This is a genomic window from Aedoeadaptatus urinae (genome assembly GCF_900155585.1).
Classification (GTDB): domain Bacteria; phylum Bacillota; class Clostridia; order Tissierellales; family Peptoniphilaceae; genus Aedoeadaptatus; species Aedoeadaptatus urinae.
In genome coordinates, this window is sequence record NZ_LT707418.1 from 618,466 (window position 1) to 638,189 (window position 19,724).

Annotated in this window: 15 protein-coding genes; 6 read left to right on the plus strand and 9 right to left on the minus strand. The window is 50.5% G+C overall.

Annotated elements, in window-relative coordinates:
- Nucleotides 1-311: 311 nt before the first annotated feature.
- A complete protein-coding gene (locus tag BQ7397_RS08200; RefSeq protein ID WP_077075588.1) occupies nucleotides 312-4,109 on the minus strand; it encodes an S-layer homology domain-containing protein in 3,798 nt (1,265 codons plus the stop codon).
- 449 nt (nucleotides 4,110-4,558) lie between these two features.
- On the opposite strand from BQ7397_RS08200, the gene BQ7397_RS08205 reads away from it, so the two are divergent.
- On the plus strand, nucleotides 4,559-5,146 hold the full coding sequence (locus BQ7397_RS08205; protein WP_077075589.1) for a flavodoxin family protein: 588 nt from the start codon (nucleotides 4,559-4,561) through the stop codon (nucleotides 5,144-5,146).
- 80 nt (nucleotides 5,147-5,226) lie between these two features.
- On the opposite strand, the gene BQ7397_RS08210 is transcribed toward BQ7397_RS08205, so the two are convergent.
- Nucleotides 5,227-5,625 carry a pyridoxamine 5'-phosphate oxidase family protein gene (locus BQ7397_RS08210; protein ID WP_077075590.1) on the minus strand — a complete coding sequence of 133 codons (399 nt, stop codon included), beginning with the start codon at nucleotides 5,623-5,625 and terminating at the stop codon, nucleotides 5,227-5,229.
- Between the two features lie 118 nt (nucleotides 5,626-5,743).
- Between BQ7397_RS08210 and BQ7397_RS08215 the strand changes: the two genes are divergently transcribed.
- Nucleotides 5,744-6,112, plus strand: a complete 369-nt coding sequence (locus BQ7397_RS08215; protein ID WP_077075591.1) for a winged helix-turn-helix transcriptional regulator — start codon at nucleotides 5,744-5,746, stop codon at nucleotides 6,110-6,112.
- A 75-nt stretch (nucleotides 6,113-6,187) separates the two neighbouring features.
- On the opposite strand, the gene BQ7397_RS08220 is transcribed toward BQ7397_RS08215, so the two are convergent.
- The 3 genes from BQ7397_RS08220 to BQ7397_RS08230 form a co-directional block, all read right to left on the minus strand.
- Nucleotides 6,188-6,658 carry a glutathione peroxidase gene (locus BQ7397_RS08220; protein WP_077075592.1) on the minus strand — a complete coding sequence of 157 codons (471 nt, stop codon included), beginning with the start codon at nucleotides 6,656-6,658 and terminating at the stop codon, nucleotides 6,188-6,190.
- A gap of 100 nt (nucleotides 6,659-6,758) precedes the next feature.
- Entirely contained in the window at nucleotides 6,759-9,335 is a 2,577-nt protein-coding gene (clpB, locus tag BQ7397_RS08225) for an ATP-dependent chaperone ClpB (RefSeq protein ID WP_077075593.1), read from the minus strand.
- Between the two features lie 31 nt (nucleotides 9,336-9,366).
- A complete protein-coding gene (locus tag BQ7397_RS08230; RefSeq protein WP_077075594.1) occupies nucleotides 9,367-10,302 on the minus strand; it encodes a DnaJ domain-containing protein in 936 nt (311 codons plus the stop codon).
- A gap of 343 nt (nucleotides 10,303-10,645) precedes the next feature.
- Here BQ7397_RS08230 and BQ7397_RS08235 point away from each other — a divergent pair, with 343 nt between their 5' ends.
- Genes BQ7397_RS08235 through BQ7397_RS08250 form a run of 4 tightly spaced genes read left to right on the plus strand, consistent with a single transcriptional unit; the run spans nucleotide 10,646 to nucleotide 15,119 of the window.
- Nucleotides 10,646-12,283, plus strand: coding sequence for a substrate-binding and vWA domain-containing protein (locus BQ7397_RS08235; protein WP_077075595.1), 1,638 nt, complete (start codon nucleotides 10,646-10,648; stop codon nucleotides 12,281-12,283).
- A 1-nt stretch (nucleotide 12,284) separates the two neighbouring features.
- A complete protein-coding gene (locus BQ7397_RS08240; protein WP_077075596.1) occupies nucleotides 12,285-12,887 on the plus strand; it encodes a 5-bromo-4-chloroindolyl phosphate hydrolysis family protein in 603 nt (200 codons plus the stop codon).
- Entirely contained in the window at nucleotides 12,884-13,942 is a 1,059-nt protein-coding gene (locus tag BQ7397_RS08245) for a hypothetical protein (RefSeq protein WP_077075597.1), read from the plus strand. Before BQ7397_RS08240 ends, BQ7397_RS08245 begins: the two co-directional genes overlap by 4 nt.
- A 19-nt stretch (nucleotides 13,943-13,961) precedes the next feature.
- On the plus strand, nucleotides 13,962-15,119 hold the full coding sequence (locus tag BQ7397_RS08250) for a toxic anion resistance protein (protein ID WP_077075598.1): 1,158 nt from the start codon (nucleotides 13,962-13,964) through the stop codon (nucleotides 15,117-15,119).
- Between the two features lie 122 nt (nucleotides 15,120-15,241).
- Here BQ7397_RS08250 and BQ7397_RS08255 read toward each other — a convergent pair whose 3' ends face one another.
- The 4 genes from BQ7397_RS08255 to BQ7397_RS08270 all read right to left on the minus strand — a co-directional run bounded on the left by BQ7397_RS08255 (nucleotide 15,242) and on the right by BQ7397_RS08270 (nucleotide 19,617).
- A complete protein-coding gene (locus BQ7397_RS08255) occupies nucleotides 15,242-15,790 on the minus strand; it encodes an NADPH-dependent FMN reductase (RefSeq protein ID WP_077075599.1) in 549 nt (182 codons plus the stop codon).
- A 70-nt stretch (nucleotides 15,791-15,860) separates the two neighbouring features.
- Complete coding sequence (gene smpB, locus BQ7397_RS08260; protein ID WP_077075600.1) at nucleotides 15,861-16,325, minus strand: SsrA-binding protein SmpB; 465 nt, start codon at nucleotides 16,323-16,325, stop codon at nucleotides 15,861-15,863.
- Nucleotides 16,318-18,429, minus strand: coding sequence for a ribonuclease R (rnr, locus tag BQ7397_RS08265; protein ID WP_077075601.1), 2,112 nt, complete (start codon nucleotides 18,427-18,429; stop codon nucleotides 16,318-16,320). The genes smpB and rnr overlap by 8 nt, the downstream gene beginning before the upstream one ends.
- A gap of 15 nt (nucleotides 18,430-18,444) precedes the next feature.
- Nucleotides 18,445-19,617 (minus strand): D-alanine--D-alanine ligase family protein, encoded by a 1,173-nt coding sequence (locus BQ7397_RS08270; protein ID WP_077075602.1) that lies wholly within the window; start codon nucleotides 19,615-19,617, stop codon nucleotides 18,445-18,447.
- Between the last annotated feature and the right edge of the window lie 107 nt (nucleotides 19,618-19,724).

A 19,724-nucleotide genomic window follows, 5' to 3' on the forward strand; every position in this document is an offset into this window, starting at 1 on the left:
GTCAACGCATGTCTCACGCATACCGTAGTATTATACATAAAAAATAACCTAAAATCAAGGGGTTTAGGCATTTTTCGCGGATATTTCCGGCCGGAAGGCCCTTCTCCGCACGTATTGACTTCGGTAACTTGGATATAATAACCGATTTGCTCGGTCTTTGCAAGGCTTTTTCTGAAATTTTACATATTGCTCTGAAACGCCTTGTATTATCATAGAATTAAATGTTTATTCCCTCTTCAATCAAACCCTCTGGACAAAAAATGAGCTCACCTATTATGGTGAGCCCATTCCTTTGAACAGAATTGTTTTTCCTACTTGTTTTTACTTAATTGATCGATGTGCTCGAATAGTTTTTCCAATGTAGATGCCAGTTCACCGCGGGAAACGGGACGATTGGCGTCAAATTTTTCCCCTTCTAAAATACCCATGTTCGACAGTGCCCGCGCGGCATCTTTGTACCAGGCTTGGAATTCGGCATCGTCTGCAAATTTAGACGGTGCAGCGGCGTTCATGGGGACGCCGGCTTTTTCTAAGAACCGATAGAGAATCGTCACGAGCTCGGCGCGGGTCATGACTTGATCGCCGCGGAAACTGCCGTCTTCATATCCTTCGGCAAAGCCCGTGGCCTTGGCCCAGTTGGCCGTGTTTTCGTACCATTTGCCCTCGACATCGGGGAACCCTTGGGCCTTGGTATACTCTGTGTTTCTGCTTATGCGATACAGCATAGTGAAGAATTGGGCGCGAGTGGTTCCGGTTTTCGGCGAGAACAGATCGTTACCGACACCGAGCATCATGCCTCTGGATGCGATGGTGTTAATGGCCTTTTCATAAGGCGTGCCTTGAATATCCTTAAACATAGGGACCTTGACCGTGCCCTTGACGGGGATGTTGAATTTTTCAACGAAGGCCGCTTTACTGAAGGAAGGCGACGGTTTTTCAACTGTCTGCGTCGTCGAATGTCCGGGGAATATCCACGTGCCACCGAATATCATGTGGTCTTCTTTCTTTCCGGGATTTACGGGCTTATTCGGGTCGACCGGTTTGCTCGGGTCGACGGGCTTCGTCGGATCATCGGGCTTCGAAGGGTCGACGGGCTTGGCTTTTTCTTTAAAGACCGCGTAGTAAACCGTGTCGGCCGTCAAGTTTCCTTTGAATGCTTTGTCCCATCCTTCAAAAGCATAGCCTTCTTTGGCTTGGACTTTCGGCGCTTGACTCGCGAGCTTCGACGCGTCGTAGGGATTCGGTAAAACGAGAAGGGAGTTCACGCCGCCGCCTTCGTTTTTAACGAAAGTGCCTTTATCCTTGTCACCGTCTTTGATGGCGAATGTAACCTTCAATTCGCGAACCGGCTTCGGCGCTTCTTTAACGGTCACCTTCAGTGTCGCTTCATGATTTTCGGTATTCTTAATGCGGCTGTCGGTTTTGAAGGTGCCCTTCAAAGTAAATGTTCCGGCTTTAGACGTGTCGAAGTTGGATAAATCCCAGGTTACGGGAATTTCCATGTCTTCTCTCGCTCCCGAGGCTTGCACGGGGGCCGCCAACGCCACCGGCGACATGGATAGGGATTGCGCTTCTTCTGCGACCTTCTTTACATTGATGATAAAGTGATCCTTATCTTCTTTTCCGGGCGTTGAATGCTTGTAATTTTTTTCTACTTTGCTGAAGGTCGGGTATCCGTCAACAATTAGGTGACTGTTGATAATTTGATATTGATCTTGGTGCAGAGTCGGTTGATAGCTGTAGTCGGCGCCGAAACTCTTAATGGTGTATATTCCCTTGTTAAATGTGGGGTTCATGGGAAGTGCGCCGCTATCTCGGGATGTGAAGCTCAGTGGCAATTGCTCTGTAATCAGTTTGCCCGCTTCATCGACGATGGCGAAGCGCAGTTCTTTTCCACCTTCGAAAAAGCCGATTTTTGCTTTGTCCAGAGTTTGATCTCCGCCTTCACCGGGATTCGGAGTCGGTACGCCCGGGTCTGTTCCGCCGCCGGGATTAACTTCGCCCATATTCGCATCCAGGTCGAGAACCAAGGCGCGGCGTTCCTCCTCACTATTTTTCCTTGTTAAATTGAACTTGCCGGCGCCGCCGTTGACCCATTCTATTTTGCCTGCTAAAGCGGACCCTATTTCATAGACGATTTTGTTGTTATAAATGGCCCGATATTTCGTGTAAATGGTCCAGGTGTTCTTATCAAGCAGAATATAGCCATCTTTTGACGTATATTCCGTATAGCTATCCAATGATCCGAATTCTGCTCCCACTTTGACCGTAATCGGCTCCCTATAGAGCTTGCCGTCTTTCTTTACGGCCAACTTGATAAAGTCGCGACTGTTGCTGCCTTGGACGTACTCGCCCATGGGTTCCCCTTCTTGTTGAGAAACATCGTCGGGCAAGAAGATGACCAGGTGTTTCCCAAATTCTTCGGGTTTGCGCACGGCATTCCCGTTGCTGTCCATTAGAGTCAGCAATTTGCCGTTCATTTGCACGATGGTGTACATCCTCTTCCCATTGAGGTAAAGAAGATAGTTTCTTCCGGCCAGATCACCTAATGGAAGGGTAATGTATCCACCCTCGGACTGAACGGTTTTTTCAACTGCCCCCGTATCCCTATTTTTTAACGTAAAGGTCACCGGGTTTTCGAACAATTTGCCCTTGCTGTCCAAGACGGCGAGCTTCAGTGTTTGCTTTTTAGTTGTCGGGTCCGTAGAAATGCTTCCTTGATCGATGCCACCGGAGATTTTTTCCACCTCTGCCGTGGCGGTTTCAGGCAATTTGCTCGCATCGTCGCCGACGTTTAGGGTGATCTCTTTTTCTTTTGCGCCGCGAATTTCATAGACGGCCTTCAGATCAAATAATTTGTTTTCGGCGGTATCGGCTTGTTCGAGCTTCTTTTGTAATTCTTCATAGCTCTTCAGCTCTTCTTGGCTGAAAAATGCTTTTACACTGTCAGACGCCCCTAGGAGCTTGTCCAGATTCGCCTTGTCTTTCTTGGAAAGGATCATCTTGTTTAAATCGTTGTACAAAGCCTTCGCCTCTTTAAAAGCCGCTTCCGATTCTTTCACGTCGACGACGACTTTTGTCAGGCGAGGCAATTTCTTCAAAAGACTTAAATCTTTCAAATTAGCATTGTTAATGGCCCAAATTTCTTCCAAGTGTTCCGCATCGGCTAAGGCCGACAGATCCGAAACGTTTTGATTGCTGATGTTCAGGAAGGTCAGATTCGGCATGTCTTTTAACAGACTGATGTCTTCCAGCTTTGCTTTGTCCTCGTTTGTCTTGCCCGCATCCAAATTAAGAGTTTCCATATGGACGGCGCCCTTGAGAGGGGAAATATCCGAAATGGGATTGCCTTGTGCGTTAAATAAAACCAATTCATTCAGGTCTTTGGCAAAGTTAATATTATCTACGCCATTGGCCCAAATACTCAAGCTGCGCAGCTTGGTTAAGCCCGACAAAGCTTCGATGGTCTTGCCCGGCTTCGCTCCGTAGACATCTAAGTATTCGAGATTTTTGAGATTCTTTAACGGCGTAAAGTCGGTGATCCGTTGTCCGGGGCTTTGCGTCGTCGTCTTTCCCCGGTAAGTGGTTTCCATGGGCTTTCCGTCGGGACTTGTAAACTCGTTGTCTTTCAAATTGAGAAAGACTAATTTCGTCAGACCGGCGAGGGGGGAAAGATCGGTTACCCGTTGATAGGGCAGAGATAAATAGCGAAGATCTTCCGCATATTCTAAACCATAGAGGCGTGAAACTTTAACGCCGCATTCTCCTACGTTATGGGGCACGCATTTTTCCGGAGAAAATTTCCAAATGCGACGGACGTCGCCTTTTGTGGTGATACGCGTCTCTTGATCTTGTGCCGACGGTTCTAATTCACCGTGAGCATTTCGAATTCCGATCCAAAGATTGACACAGGGAACTTCAAATGTGTCATTATCGTCGGCCTTCGGCACGTACTTGTCCTCGGGAATTAAATAGCCCGTACCTCCATATGGATTATCGACGCGATAATCCGGCCCCATGCTTTCTCCCAATGCATAAACGGCATTCGAGCACATGCCCAAGACCATGGTGAGAGCCAGCAATAAGGCTGTCTTCTGTTTTCCAATCATTATTACCTCCTGAAATATAAACTACGTACTTTCCTTTGAAATTAGAGAAGCCTAATTCCAAACCATCATACTAGATATATTTTAAACACGCCGTAAAATCGGCTATTTTATTATATTGTTTTTTTAAACATAAAGTCTAACTCTTATTTATTTCTTCTATCATATACCGATCTTATAGAAAAAGTGCATGGATCCTTTCCCGATCCTCGGGAAGTTTTTAAGCTCCGCCTGCGCTTCTTTCTTTATTAATTTTTTACACGCAAAAAACGCCCGAGGCCTCTCGAGCGTTTTGTTTTTGCTTTATTTTTTGATGACGTATTCGTCGCCGTCCACGGGCAATAAAAGCTGTTGGTAATCTCATCGAACCGGTTTTTGTAGACGCGTAAGCAATAGTGCCACTCGTTTTGCCAGGGCCCTGTGATAGAATGAAAGCATAAAGGATGGAGTCTATGAAACTGCTAATATTATTCGCAAGCCCCCGTGCCCGGGGAAATACGGCACAGCTTCTTGAAATAATCACGAAACGACTCGAGGGTTCCGTCGAGGTGACTCGTTTCGATCTCTACAATATGAAATTAAAAGGCTGCATCGCCTGCCGTCGATGCCAGCAGGTGACGGACGGCTTTCACTGCATTCACGACGACGACATGCAGGCTATTTTCGATGCTGCCCTCGAAAGTGATCTGATACTCTTCGCCACGCCGATTTATTCCATCTATTGTACGCCGCCCATGAAAATCGTCATGGACCGACTGGTCTACGGCATGTGCAAGTACTACGGCGAGACCATGGGCCCGTCGCTGTGGGCGGGTAAAACCATCGCCCTCCTCTCCACCTTCGGCTACCCGGAGGAAAAGGCCTCGGATCTGTTGACGGAAGGGCTCGCCCGCTACGCGAAGCACAACAAATTAAATTTCTTCGGAGCCTACGGAGAGCGCCAGCGTTCTTACAAGGAGCCCTTTATGAACGAGGCTATAAAGGAAAGAGCCCGTGCCTTTGCCGAAAAGCTTATGGCCTATGGCAAGAGCTTAAATTAAAGGGAAGACATAACTTTTGCTATGTCATCCATTAAAAAATCCCCTTTCCCGCGCGAGAAAGGGGATTTTTGTTCGATGTTTTACAGTTCGATGCCGTCTAATTGTTTGCCCGCCATATTTGCGTAAGACAGGCTGACATTTTCCAAGGTGTAGATTTCGAAGACGTCGTCTTCCACGCTGTAGCCAGCTTTCGCCAACATGGGCATGGCTTCCAGTGCAGCCTTCTTTGATTCCGGAGACGTGATGAATTTCGCTTCGCCGGTGATGCGCAGGGTATTCATCTTGCCGTCCAGGGCGCAGAGTTCCGTTTTCGGATTGGCCCTCAATTGTTTGCACATTTTTTTGCGATTGTCCGTGTAGAAAGCCAATTGGCCTTCAAATTCCATGACAAAGCCAATGGGGCGGACGTGGGGTTGATTCCCGTCTGTGGTGGCTGCGTAAAATACTTTGGCGTTTTGCAAATATTCGATCACTTTCATTGTCATTCTCCTTTGCCTGATCTTTTGTCTTACGGAATAATTATACCCTTAGATCAGCATCTAACAAGTACGCAATATTATTGTATTTAGTATGTTTTTTATGACTAAAGGAGTTCGTATGAGCGGATGGGTTTCCGGGGAAGATCTAATGTGCCCGGTTCGTTATTTTATGGATGTGGTAGGCGGCAAGTGGAAAATTTCAATTTTATGCATTCTCTCCGACGGCACCCCCTACCGCTACAGCTACATTAAAAAACGTTTGGGGGATGTAACAAATACCATGCTTTCAAAATCCCTGCAGGAACTGGAGAAAGATGGCATTTTAAACCGCAAACAGTATCCGGAAATCCCGCCAAGGGTGGAATATAGCTTGACTGAAAAGGGCTTGAGTCTTATTCCTGTTATTGTCTGTATGGGAAAATGGGGTCTGGAAAGTTGCGGCGAGGAGAAAGAGAAAGTCTATTGCAAACCCTGCAAAAGCAAATAGGATTTTGTAAATCCGCCGTCGATCGGTTTTTACATAAAAACAGCCACTGTGCATCGTGCACGGCGGCTGTTCTGATTATAAAAGCGCCTCGATTTTTTCTTCCAGGCTCTTCGGATCCTTTTGCGGCGCAAAGCGATCCACGACGTGTCCCTCTCTGTCCACGAGAAATTTCGTAAAATTCCACTTAATGTCGTCGCCTAAAAGTCCGCCTCGGGCTTTTTTCAATTCCCTATACAATGGATGGGCATCCTCGCCATTGACGTCGATCTTCCCCATGACCGGGAAGGTGATGCCGAAGGTGTCGCTGCAGAAATTTTTGATGGCACTTTCCTCGCCGGGCTCCTGATGGCCGAACTGGTTGCAGGGAAAGGCCAAGACGACGAGACCCCGATCTTTGTATTTTTCGTATAAGGCTTGAAGGCCGGCGTATTGTTTCGTAAAGCCGCATTTTGAGGCGGTGTTCACGATTAAAAGCACTTTGCCTTCGTAGGTTTTCAAGGACAGATCCTGCCCTTCGATGTCTTTTACTGTGTAATCGTAAATCATTTTCTTCTCCTTTGCTTCTTTCTTTTACTTTTTTCATACCCCACATCATTTCCCCCCACGCAAAAAACGCCCGAGGTCTCTCGAGCGTTTTGTTTTTGATTTATTTTTTGATGATATAGTCGTCGCCGTCCACGGCAATTTCCAAATGATCGCCGTCCATAATCTCGCCGGCAATGAGGGCGCGGGAGAATTTGGTTTCGATGTGGTTTTGGATATAGCGCTTGACGGGCCGTGCGCCGTAGAGCACGTCGTAGGCTTCGGCTAAGATCTTGTCCTTGGCTTCGTCGGTGGCGGAGATGTGAATGTCTCTGTCTTCCAAACGGCTTTCGATTTCCGCGAGATTCGTGTCGATGATCCTTACGATTTCGTCCTTCAGCAGGGGCTTAAAGAGGACGATTTCGTCCACCCGATTTAAAAATTCCGGGCGGAAGTGTTCCTTCATTTCTCTGCTGACGGAATCTTTCGCTTCATCGGAGATGTGGCCGTCCTCCGTGACGCCTTCGATTAAATCTTGGGAGCCGATATTGGAGGTCATAATGATCACCGTATTTTTAAAGTCCACGGTGCGGCCTTGGTTGTCGGTTAAGCGGCCGTCGTCTAAGACTTGCAAAAGGATATTGAAGACGTCGCGGTGGGCCTTTTCGATTTCATCGAAGAGGATGACGGAGTAGGGCTTTCTCCTGACGGCTTCGGTGAGTTGGCCGCCTTCGTCGTAGCCCACGTATCCCGGGGGTGAACCGACCAATCTCGAGACGCTGTGTTTTTCCATGTATTCGCTCATGTCGATGCGAATCATGTTCCGCTCGTCGTCGAAGAGGGCTTCCGTTAAGGCCTTGGCGGTTTCGGTTTTGCCTACGCCGGTGGGCCCTAAGAAGATGAAGCTGCCGATGGGGCGGTTTTGCGCCTTAAGCCCGGCGCGGGCGCGGAGCACGGCGTCGCTTACGGCTTTGGTGGCATCGGCCTGGCCCACGACGCGCTTCTTTAAGATGTCGTCTAAGTGAAGAAGCTTTTCCCGTTCCGTTTCAGCGAGCTTCGAGACGGGAATGCCCGTCCACTTGCTGACGACCTCGGCGATTTCTTCCTCCGTGACTTCTTCTTTGATGAGCTTGCCGTCGCCCTTTTCCTTGCCTTGCTCCTCTTTCAGCTTTTCTTCCAATTGAGGCAGCTCGCCGTATTTCAGGGCGGAGAGCTTTTCCAAATCGTAGTTGCGTTCCGCTTCTTCGATTTCGTGGCGCACCCTGTCGATGGCTTCTTTTATATTTTTTTCGCCTTCCAGCTCTTTCTTTTCCGTTTCCCAACGGGCGATGAGGGCGTCGTAATCGGCCTTTTCTTCAGCCAGCTCTTCTTCCAGTGCGGCGAGGCGTTTTTTCGACGCATCGTCGGTTTCCTTCTTTAAGGCTTCCCGTTCGATTTCCAATTGAAGGATGCGTCGGCGGATTTCATCGATTTCTGTGGGCATGGACTCGATTTCCGTGCGCACCATGGCGCAGGCTTCGTCCATAAGGTCGATGGCCTTGTCGGGAAGGAAGCGGTCGGAAATGTAGCGATCGGAAAGGATCGCCGATTGAATGACGGCGCCGTCGGAAATGCGAATGCCGTGATAGATTTCGTATTTTTCCTTCAGACCACGCAGGATGGAAATGGTGTCTTCCACCGTGGGCTCTTGCACTTGCACCTTTTGGAAGCGGCGTTCCAGGGCCGGGTCCTTTTCGATGTACTTGCGGTACTCGTCCAGGGTGGTGGCGCCGATGGTGTGGAGCTCGCCCCGTGCGAGCATGGGCTTCAAGAGATTGCCCGCGTCCATGGCCCCTTCGCTCTTGCCGGCGCCGACGATGTTGTGAATTTCGTCGATAAACATAATGATTTCGCCTTCGGAGCTTTTCACTTCGTTTAAGACGGCCTTCAGGCGTTCTTCAAATTCCCCGCGGTACTTGGCCCCGGCGATCAATGCCCCCATGTCCAGGGAGAAGACGGTTTTGTTTTTCAAGCCGTCGGGCACATCTCCCGCCACGATTCGTTGGGCCAAGCCTTCCACAATGGCGGTCTTCCCGACGCCGGGCTCGCCGATTAAGACGGGATTGTTTTTCGTGCGGCGGGAGAGGATGCGGATCACGTGGCGCACTTCGTCGTCGCGGCCGATGACCGGGTCCATTTTTCCCTTGGCCGCTTCCGCCGTCAGATCCCTGCCGTACTTATTCAATGCCTCGTAGGTGTCTTCGGGATTGTCGCTGGTCACATGTTGATTGCCGCGAATTTCTTTTAAGGCGCCCATAAAGCTGTCTTCGTCGATGGAAAATTCTTTAAGAACCCGCTTGTTGTTCACCCCGTCGCCTTTGATCATGGCGAGGTAGAGGTGTTCCACGCTGACGTAGCTGTCGCCGAGGCGCTTGGCCTCTTTCAAGGCGTCGGTTAAGACGCCGTTCATGGCATTGGAGAGGCGGGGCGTGGCGCCGGTTTGCTTGGAGAGGCGGCCGATTTCCCGGTCCAGGGCGTTTTCAACTTCCTTGGCGTCGATGCCCATGTAGTTTAAGACGCGGGGAATCAGGCCTTCGTCGTCGGAGACCAAAGCTTTGTTTAGGTGGAGGACGTCTACCTCCGGATTTCCGTATTCTTGTGCCAAATTTTGCGCGCTTTCTAAAGCGGCCATGCTTTTTTGTGTAAATTTATCGATTTTCATATGGCACTCCTTTCTTACATTAGATTAATTTTTATTTCGTGGTTTTGTGATTTTCTTTTAATTGTTTATAGAGGGCTTCTTCTTCCTCGCTTAAATGATCCGGGTTCACCATGACGAAGCGAATGTAGGCATCGCCGGTGTTGCCCTTTAAATCCTTTAAGCCCTTTTTCGGCAGCCGCAGCTTTTGACCGCCCTTGGTTTTTTCCGGGACGGTAATGCGCAGCTTGCCGGCGGGCAAGGTACAGGTGACCTTGTCGCCGAAGTAGGCTTGCCAGGGATAGACGGTTTGATCCATGACGATGTCAAGTCCTTGGATGTCCACGCCCTTAGGCGCCGTAACGTGGATTTTAAAGAGGATGTCTCCATCCACGCCGAATTTATCGCCACGCACCTTCAGCTTCTTGCCCTCGGTAATGCCTGCGGGCACCTTCACGGGGATTTCCACCCCGCGTCCGCCCACGGTGAGGCTTACACGCCGCTCTACGCCGCGGTAGGCCTCGTCCATGGAAACGGTGAGCTCCGCCGCGTACTGCGTCCGTTGGGGCTTGCGCGCTCTGCGGGCGCCGCCGCCTTTGAAGTCGCCGAAGATATCCCCCATATTAAAGGCGGAGGTTCTGCGCTTCGAGCCGGTGCTTCCGCTTCCGCCGAAAAACATATCGAAGAAATCGCTGAAGTCCCCTTCGCCGCCGGTGGTGGTGTAGGTGTAACCGTATTGGGAGGGATCGAAATTCATGCCGCCGGAGAAATTACCGGCGCTTCCGAATTGGTCATAGGTCTGTTTCTTTTTCGGATCGGATAAAACCTCGTAGGCTTCGTTGATCTCCTTAAACTTATCTTGTGCCTCTTTGTCGTCGGGATGAAGGTCCGGGTGATATTGCTTCGCCAGCTTGCGAAACGCTTTTTTTATCGTCTTTTGATCGGCGTCTTTTTCCACGCCGAGAATTTTATAATAATCTTTATATTCCATAAATCACCTCAGTTGACTTTCTTTGACCTTGATTCCATTATAGCACCTTTGCCGTGGATTGCAATAATCTTTTGACCTTGTTTGACTTTTCTTTTATAAGTCCGCTTTTCATTCTTATTGTTACCCTATTTGTCGCGATTCATCGAAGGAGTAGCTGTCTGTCTTTAAAGTTTCACCGCAATTCAATCTCGCTTCTTAGGGGATTCTCTGCCAAGTCTATGATGGGAACTTTGCACAGATATTACATAATCTTATTGCACCGGCGGTAGTTTACCTTATTCATATCTTCCATAATAAAGTAAAGAGATCTTTTCCATTTCATTGTGTCGAAAGGGGGATGAATATGAAACACAAATCACTTCTCTGCTTAATACTTCTGGCACTACTCCTGGTCGCTTGCAGCAGAGGCAGCGAAGAAAATACCACCGCCGACGAAGGCGCGTCTCGGAGTTCAAACAAAACCTTTACCGTGGACGGCTACGGGTCGGACACGCTGCGGATCGTCGCAGGCTCGGAAAACAAAATGCTCGAACCGATCATCCAATCCTTCGCCAAAAAGAATAAGGTCAATATTACAATCGACTACCTGGGTTCTTTGGATATTATGGCCCTTTTGCAATCAGGCGAATTGGACTACGACGCAGTCTGGCCCGCATCCTCCATTTGGCTCACCCTCGGCGACGAACACCGCCTCTTAAAACACACGGAAACCACCTCCATTACGCCGGTGGTCTTCGGAATCAAGCGTTCCCTCGCCGAAGAGCTGGGCTTCGTCGGCCGAGATGTGACCACATCGGAGATCATACAGGCCATTGAGTCGGGCAAACTGAAATTTTGCATGACTTCCGCCACTCAGTCCAACTCCGGCGCCTCGGCCTACTTAGGCTTTCTCTCCGCCCTATCCCCTTCAAAGGACGGTCTGACGTCTCAAGATTTGGCCGATCCCGCTTTACAAAACCAAATCACCTCGCTTCTTAAGGGCGCCGAACGATCCTCCGGCTCATCCAATTGGCTCGTGGACCTCTTCCTCGACGGCGACTACGACGCCATGGTGAACTACGAAACCCTCATTATTCAAACCAACGAGCGTTTAGAAAAAGAAGGCAAAGAACCCTTGTACTGCGTCTATCCCGTGGACGGTCTTTCCCTAAGCGATTCGCCCTTGGCCTATGTGGATAAGGGGGATGCCGACAAGGAAAAACTATTTCTGGATTTTCAACACTATCTCCTCTCCGACAAGTCCCAGGACGGCATCGAAAAGACGGGCAAGCGCTCAGCCTACGGCACGGTACGAGAAGAAAACAAAAAAATCTACAAAAAGGAATGGGGCATCGACTTAAACCGCGTCCTGTCGCCTGTTCGCCTGCCCAAGGCCGATGTCATTATGGAGGCCTTAAGGCTCTATCAGGGGCAGTTTAAAAAGCCGGCTCTCACCATCTATGTTCTGGACTACTCCGGCTCCATGTACGGCATAGGCTTGGAGCAAATGAACCGGGCCTTGGAAGAAGTGTTGATTCCGGAAAACGCCGAGAAAAACCTGCTCTTAGGAACATCCAAAGACAAAACTATCCTCGTTCCCTTTTCCGATACTGTCTACGGCTCCGATTCCGCCGACGGCAACGGCGACGATCTGAGAGCCCTCTACGAAAAATCACAAAGCTACGAAATCAGCGGCGGAACGTCTATGTACGAAGCCATTATCTATGCCTTGGATCTTATGAAAAAAGAAGATGCTTCCATAGAAAACTATACTCCTGCCGTCGTCGTCTTAACCGACGGCATGGCAAACGGCACGGCCACCATCGAAGACCTTCAAACGGCCTACGACGCTTTAGGCAAAGACGTCCCTGTTTTCGGCATACTTTTCGGCGCAGCGGATCCGGAAGAGCTGGATCAAGTGGCCAAGCTTTCGAGGGCCCGGGTCTTCGACGGGAGGGAAAACTTAGTGGAGGCATTTCAACAAGTGAAGGGATACAACTAATATGCGACAAAACTTTTTCGGTGTCAGCGCATCGGTACTTTTGTTTATGCTCCTCTTTCCGGTCCTGAAGTGGCCGATTCTCGTGTCGGCCGGCCTTTCCGTGGGCACCTACTTCAGCGTCTACTACCTGGCGAAGCCGAAGCAAAAAATCGGCGACGTGGAACTGGAGGCTATCGCCAACGGCGAAGAGATAAAGGCTTTGTACGACGCATCAATCGTCCATCTGCGTACCATGGCATCCTCCGCCCACGCCATTGAAAATCCGGCCATTCGCGAAAAAGCCATGGCACTCGTCGCCACGGGCAAAGATATTATGGGCTACTTAAAAGAACATCCGAAGGCCATCTCCGCATCTCGCTACTTTCTTGAATACTATTTAAACACGGGAGAAAAAATCATCAATAATTACCTGAGCCTGAAGCGAGGAAATGTGTCTTCGGAAAAATTTCTCGAGATCGAGAAAAAGACGGATGAATCCTTGGCGCTATTAAGCAGAGTTTACGCAAAGCAGCGGGACGGTTACTACGAGGATCAAATCACCGATTTGGAAATCGAGACGGAGCTTTTGGAAAAAACGTTGAAGCTGGGAGGTGAACAGAAATGAAAGAACGATTCCGCGGATTAATCATTTTACTGGCGGTCATCGCCCTCGCCGGCGGCTACGTGTTTTTTCGCGAGTCCAAACCTCAACAAATCGCCCTCACCGGCCTCTTAGGCGGCGAAAAAATCGGCCTGTTCGAAAGTGAAGAATTCAAAGACTATATTCAAAAACAGTATGGGCTCACCATGGATTATCGAAAGGCCGGTTCCTTCGACATGGTGCAGGGCTCTCTCGACGAGCAGGACTACCTCTTTCCCGCCAGCCAATTGGCGAGCGAGCTCTTTAAGAAAGAAGGTCGGCGAGCCCAATCCGACGACATCGTCTTTAACACGCCCATCGTCCTCTATTCGAGAAAAGCCGTCGTCGACGCCTTGAAACAAAACGGCATCGTTACGGAGCGGGAATCCGTCCACTATGTAAACATGGAGAAACTCGCCAAGCTTATCGCCGCCGATACCACCTGGGCCGATCTGGGCTTGCCCCAGCTTTACGGCAACGTCCTCGTGGATACGACGGACCCTAATAAATCCAATTCCGGTAATATGTTTCTCGGCCTGCTGGCCAACGCCTTAAACGGCAACCGCCCGGTGAATGCCGACGACGCACAGGCGATTATTCCTCAGTTGCAGAAGATCTATAAGGTGATCGGCTATATGCCCGCCTCCTCGGCGGATATGTTTAACCAGTTCCTAAAGCAAGGCTTGGGCGCCTACCCGATCATCGCCGGTTACGAAAATCAACTCCTGGAATTTTCAAAGACCGACCCCGATATTTATGCGCAGGTGAAGGATCAAATCTACATCCTCTACCCCGAACCCACGGTGTGGTCCTCCCACGTCTATCTGTCTTTAAACGAAAAGGGCGACGTGGGCTTAAAGGCCCTTAAAGACCCGAAGGTTCAAGAAATGGCCTGGAAAAACCACGGCTTTCGCACCGTCGTCTCAGGCACCGGTTCCGCCGATCTCTATCCGATTCCCGGCCTCGCCCCCGAAATCACCAATGTCATGTCCATGCCAGACATCGACACCATGCTGCTATTAATGAACGCCGTAAAATAATTGCAGGAAGGAGACGCTTATGTCAGACACCAATGAAATCACCCTGGACAGTTTAATGCAAGAGCCCATTCGAGATCAATCCGACATCGACACCCAAGCTCTCGCCGTTAAGGCGGAAGAAACCCCGGCCCGATTGAGTCCCGAGGAGCGCGCCCGCGTGGATGCCCTAAAAGATGCCATCGATCTCAGAGACTCTCAATCCCTCGCCGTCTACGGTTCCGATACACAAAAGGGTGTGGCGCAATTTTCCGCTCAAATCCTTTCGGAAGTGAAGTCGAAGGATGCCGGCGACGTTGGCGAAATGATGTCGGATCTGATGCTCAACGTGAAAGATTTGGATTTTTCATCCTTGGAAGGGGAATCCTTCATGGACAAGCTTTCCTTCGTAAAAAAAACCAAACGTTCCATTGAAAAATTCATCGCCCGCTATGAAGTGGTGGAAAGCCACGTCGACAAGATTCAAGCGCAGTTGGAGAGCGCCCGCATGGAGCTGTTGAAAGACATCGGCGTCTTCGACAAGCTCTACGACAAAAACGTGGACTATTTCCGCGAGCTGCAATACTACATTCTCGCCGGGGAAGAAAAAATCGCCGAGTGCCGCGAAAACGTGTTGCCGAAGCTCTACGAAGACGCAAAAAATGCGGACGATCCCATGGCCATGCAGGTGGTCAAGGACTTTGACGATGCGGTGAATCGCTTCGAAAAGAAAATCTTTGACTTAAAAACCTCGAAGACCGTGGCCATTCAGACGGCTCCGCAAATTAAGCTCATTCAAAACAACGACAAGCTCCTCGTGGACAAGGTCACCGATGCCATTACCAACACCATTCCTCTGTGGAAATCGCAAATGGTCATCGCCCTGGGAACGCAAAAGCAAGGCCAAGTGCTGGCCATGCAAAAACAAGTCTCCGATACCACCAACGAGCTGCTGAGGAAAAATGCCGAAAAATTGAAACAAACGACTTTGGATGTGGCGGAAGAAGCCGAGCGCTCCACCATCGACGTGGAAACCCTTCAAAAGGTCAACGACGAATTGATCGCCACCATCGAAGACTCCATTAAAATCCACGATCGGGCCCGAGAAAATCGAGCCAAGGCCGAAGTGGAACTGGAAAAAATAGAAAACAGCTTAAAGGCCGCCTTGGAAAATGCCTCCCGCCCGAAATTAGAGGCTTAAAACCTTACAATGAAACGCAACCCTCTCGAGCGTCGTCCTCGAGAGGGTTTTTTGTAGCACTTAGATTGTAAATTCAAGTCACAAAAAAAAGAACCTGCACAAGCAGGCTCTTTGATTCTCCTTTAGAAGCGGTTTACGTGGTTGACAAAGGCGTCGACGAAGCTTTGCAGGAAAGCTTCCGTGTCTTTAACCAATGCTCCGTCCTTTTCGAAGAGTTCGTGGACGGAGGACAGATAGACCTCCGGCTGTTGTAGGGGAATGAGGTCGACGAAAATCAGATTTTGTCTCAAGCTGAAATTCGCAGCCATGCCGCCGGATGCGCCGACGCTGGCGCTTACGACGGCGGCGGGCTTGGTGCCCCATTTGCTCTTGCCGTAGGGGCGGCTCGCCACGTCGATGGCGTTTTTAATGGCCGGTGCGCAGAGGCGATTGTATTCCGGCGTAAAGAAGATGTAGCCGTCTTTCTCTTCCACTTCCTTGCGGAAGCGGGCGTAGCTTTCGGGCTCGTTCTTTTCTTTTTCAAAGTCTTCGTTATAGAGGGGCAGATCGCCGATTTCGATAAATTCCGCTTCGTATCCTTCCGGGAACATGGCTTGCACTTTTTCGGCGACTTTTCTGTTCCAGGATTCTTTTCTTAATGATCCTACGATTAAACCGATTTTTTTCGTCATATATAACTCCTTTTCTTTCCGTAAACTATTGCTTAATAGATTGATATCCGAAAGAAAGGAGATTAAAACATTACCTGTCCACGTAGCGCTTCATGTCCCGCTCGATGTCCCGCTTCTTCATGGCTTCCCGCTTGTCGTGTAGCTTCTTGCCCTTGGCCTCGGCGATGGACACCTTCACCCGGCCGCGGGTCAGGTGCACGTTTAAGGGCACGATAGTGTAGCCCTCCCGCTCCGTGGCCCTGGCCAGCCGGTCGATTTCTTTTTTGTGCATGAGGAGCTTGCGCTTTCTCAGGGGATCCATATTAAAGCGGTTCCCCTGCTCGTAAGGCGCCACGTGCATGCCTTCGATAAATATCTCTCCCCCTTCGATGGAGCAGTAGGCTTCTTTAATGGCGACGCTGCCCTTGCGAATGCTCTTAACCTCCGTCCCCTTTAAGGCGATGCCCGCCTCGTAGGTGTTTTCGATATGGTATTCGTGAAAGGCCTTTTTGTTGTTGGCCAAATTGTCCGGTCCGTTGTTTTTCTTTTTAGCCACGGGCCTCCTCCTCTAATTGAAAGTCGATGCGTCCCAGAATGGGATCGGCGCCGGCCACGACAATGCGCATGGGATCGCCCATGTGAATGGTCTTTTTCGTCCGCTCGCCCACGGCCACGTAGTGATCCTCGTCGAAGCGATAAAAGTCGTCCATGGAGGCGTAGCCGATAAGCCCTTCCACCGTATTTTCCAGCTCGCAGAAAATGCCGAAGGACGTGATCCCCGACACCTTGGCGTCGAAGCTTTCGCCGATGTGATCGGCCATGTATTGAGCCATCTTCACATCCACCACCTTGCGTTCCGCTTCCTGAGCAATTTTTTCCGTGGCGGAAATGTGATCGGCGATGTCCGGGAAGGTTTTTTGATACAGATCGATGAGCTTCGTGTCCAGGACGTGGTTTAAATCCTGCTTAATGACCCGGTGAATGGTTAAATCCGCATAGCGGCGAATGGGCGAGGTGAAGTGGGAATAGTACTTGGCGGCGAGGCCGAAGTGGCCGGCGAGCTCCTCGCTGTAGCGGGCCTTTTGCATGCTCCTGAGCACCATGGTTTGAATCAGCTCTTCTTCGTCTTTTCCCTTGCAGGCTTGGGTCAGCTTTTGAATATCCTTGGGATGAATGTCCTTGGTGAGATCCAGGTGGTAGCCGAAGGGACGGATCACCGCATTTAAAAGGGTTAGCTTTTCAGCGTCGGGCTCTTCGTGAATCCGGTACAGGAAGGGCAGCTTCTTTTTATGATAGACCTCCGACACGGTTTCGTTGGCGAGGAGCATAAATTCCTCGATTAAATCGTTGGCGTCCCGATGGTCCACCAGGCCGATATGAATCGGGTGGCCGTCGGCATCCAGCTCAATGGCGGGCTCTTCGAAGGAAAAGTCGATATTGCCCCGCTTATCCCGCATTTTGCGGCGATTTTTTGCAATGGTATTAAGAATCGTCAGCTCTTCCGTCAGATCCTTGAGGGAATCGTCGATCCGTCCGTCTTCCAAAAAGTCGCTGACATTGGTGTAGACCAAGCGGCGGTCGCTGTTGATCACCGTCTCGGCGATGTGGAAATTGTATACCTTGCCCTTTTCGTCCAGCTCGAAGATGACGCTTAGGCAGAGGCGGTCCACCCCTTCGTTTAAAGAGCAGATGCCGTTGGACAAGGCCTCGGGGAGCATGGGCAGCACTTCGCTTAAAAGATAGACGCTGTTGCCCCGGTGTAGGGCCTCACGGTCCAAGGGACTGCCCGCACGCACGTATTCCGCCACGTCGGCGATGTGTACGCCTACCTCCCAGCGGCCCTCTTTTAAGGGGCGCACGCTGAGAGCGTCGTCGAAGTCCTTGGAATCGGCGCCGTCAATAGTGAAGGTGGGCACGTCGCGATAGTCTTCCCTGCCCGCCACGGCGGAGGTGCTGACCTTTTGGGGAATGGCTTCGGCTTCCTCCAACACATCCTGCGGAAATTCCAGATCCAGGCCCATGGCGTAGGCGATGGAGAGAATGTCCACGTTTTTGTCGTCGGGATAGCCCAGGACCTCCACGATTTTTCCCTCGGCCTTTTTATTGGGCTCGGGATATTTTTCAATATCCACGACGACCTTTTGGCCGTCCTCGGCGCCGTTTTTCCATTTCTTCGGAATGAAGATGTCGTCGGGAATCCGCTTGTCGTCGGGGATGACGAAGCCGAAGCGTATGGCGTCGTCGTAGACGCCGACGATCCGTTGATTGGCCCGCTCGAGAACGGTGACGACGCGGCCCTCGCCGCCTTTATCCGGATCCTTGGATGGAATCTTTTCCACCAGCACCCGGTCCTTGTTCATGGCGGAGTTCACCTTGGTCCGGTGAATGTATAGATCCTCCTCATCCTCGTCGTCGGGAACGAAAAAGCCGAAGCCCTTGTCATTGCCTTCGAAGGTGCCGGTCATGAGCCCGGCGCGGACGCTGACGTGATAATTTTTATCCTCGTCCCGGTAAAGGGTGCCGTCTTTTACCATGTCCTTTAAAAGGCCCTTCATTTCCTTTTGCAGATTGTCGTTGACGTCCAGGGCCCGGAAAATTTCCCGTTTGCTCAATCCGTCGGTTTTTTCCAGGGCTTCCAATACCCGGTCTCGAATGGTCATAATGCCTCCTTTGGCTTACAGCTTGCTTCCGTAGGTGGTTTTCGTAAATAAATTGGATTCGTAGCTGAAGGTGGTGTCCTTTCGCTCCTTCGCCCGCTTTTCACCTAATTCGATGACTCTGTCCAAGAGCTCTGCGAATGAAATGCCCTCGGGCTCCCAGAGATAAAAGCCCATGGAGCCGGGCAAGGTGTTGATTTCGTTGACCACAGGGCCCGCTTCCGTGACGAGAAAATCGATCCGCGCCGTGCCGCAGGCGTCGATGGCGGTAAAGGCGCCTTTCGCCAGTTCCTCGATCTTTTTCTTTAAGTCCTCGTCCACATTGGCGGGGCAGTTTCTCGCATTCTTTCCCTTGCTCGGGCCGGATTTTTTGCCGCCGCCGACGTATTTATCCTCGAAGCTCAAGAGATCCTTCCAGCCCACGGGCTCTTCCAGTGCCGATGCGATGACATCGCCTGCATAGCCCAGGACGGCGCAATTAATTTCCCGGGGATTTTCCGCCGCCTTTTCCACTAAAAGCTTGCGGTCGTAGCTTGCGGCGAGATCCATGGCATCGTCGAGATCTTCGGGATCCTTGACCTTGGTAATGCCGATGGAGGAGCCCAGATTCACGGGCTTCACGAAGACGGGATAGCCTAATGCTTCAATTTCGCTTTTCACTTTTTCTTTTTCTTCCCGCCACTGACGACGGTAGAAGCAGATTCCTTCCATCACGGGAATGTCGTGGGCGCGGAAGACGTCTTTCATAATCTTTTTGTCCATGCCTACGGCGGCGGACAGGGTGGAGCAGCCGATGTAGGGGATGTCCATGGTGTCGAAGTAGCCTTGAATGGAGCCGTCTTCGCCGAAGGTGCCGTGAAGGGCCACGAAGACCATGTCCACGTCGGCGTAGACCTCTTCTTTTAAGCCGCCCTTGGAAAAGAGGCCGCCCTTGTCTTCCACCTGCTTGTAAATTTTGCCGTCGCCGCCGGCCTTAAAATACACCTCGAAGGCGTCGTCGAAATTGCCTTCCTTGAAGGTTTTGAAATTCGACAGGCTTTCGCCGCCGAGAAATTTTCCGTCCTTGGTTACGTAGACGGGCACGGCCTCATATTTGGATTTATCTAAATTTTCGATCACCTGCATGCCCGTAATGACGCTGACCTCGTGTTCCACACTGCGTCCGCCGAAAAATACAGCGATTGTTTTCATATAAACGTCTCCCTTCGTGTCGTTCTTTTTTTTATTCTATCATAGACGGCGGCGGGAATAATAAAGAACCGTTAAGATTCCGTAAAAAAGACAAAAGAAAAAACGGC

Bases quoted from the DNA above. Each gene is read 5' to 3' on its own strand.
- BQ7397_RS08255 (WP_077075599.1), bottom strand. From the start codon at position 15,790: ATGACGAAAAAAATCGGTTTAATCGTAGGATCATTAAGAAAAGAATCC.
- BQ7397_RS08215 (WP_077075591.1), top strand. From the start codon at position 5,744: ATGAGCGGATGGGTTTCCGGGGAAGATCTAATGTGCCCGGTTCGTTAT.
- BQ7397_RS08200 (WP_077075588.1), bottom strand. From the start codon at position 4,109: ATGATTGGAAAACAGAAGACAGCCTTATTGCTGGCTCTCACCATGGTC.
- BQ7397_RS08240 (WP_077075596.1), top strand. From the start codon at position 12,285: ATGCGACAAAACTTTTTCGGTGTCAGCGCATCGGTACTTTTGTTTATG.
- BQ7397_RS08210 (WP_077075590.1), bottom strand. From the start codon at position 5,625: ATGAAAGTGATCGAATATTTGCAAAACGCCAAAGTATTTTACGCAGCC.
- BQ7397_RS08250 (WP_077075598.1), top strand. From the start codon at position 13,962: ATGTCAGACACCAATGAAATCACCCTGGACAGTTTAATGCAAGAGCCC.
- BQ7397_RS08245 (WP_077075597.1), top strand. From the start codon at position 12,884: ATGAAAGAACGATTCCGCGGATTAATCATTTTACTGGCGGTCATCGCC.
- BQ7397_RS08220 (WP_077075592.1), bottom strand. From the start codon at position 6,658: ATGATTTACGATTACACAGTAAAAGACATCGAAGGGCAGGATCTGTCC.
- BQ7397_RS08235 (WP_077075595.1), top strand. From the start codon at position 10,646: ATGAAACACAAATCACTTCTCTGCTTAATACTTCTGGCACTACTCCTG.
- BQ7397_RS08270 (WP_077075602.1), bottom strand. From the start codon at position 19,617: ATGAAAACAATCGCTGTATTTTTCGGCGGACGCAGTGTGGAACACGAG.
- BQ7397_RS08230 (WP_077075594.1), bottom strand. From the start codon at position 10,302: ATGGAATATAAAGATTATTATAAAATTCTCGGCGTGGAAAAAGACGCC.
- rnr (WP_077075601.1), bottom strand. From the start codon at position 18,429: ATGACCATTCGAGACCGGGTATTGGAAGCCCTGGAAAAAACCGACGGA.
- clpB (WP_077075593.1), bottom strand. From the start codon at position 9,335: ATGAAAATCGATAAATTTACACAAAAAAGCATGGCCGCTTTAGAAAGC.
- BQ7397_RS08205 (WP_077075589.1), top strand. From the start codon at position 4,559: ATGAAACTGCTAATATTATTCGCAAGCCCCCGTGCCCGGGGAAATACG.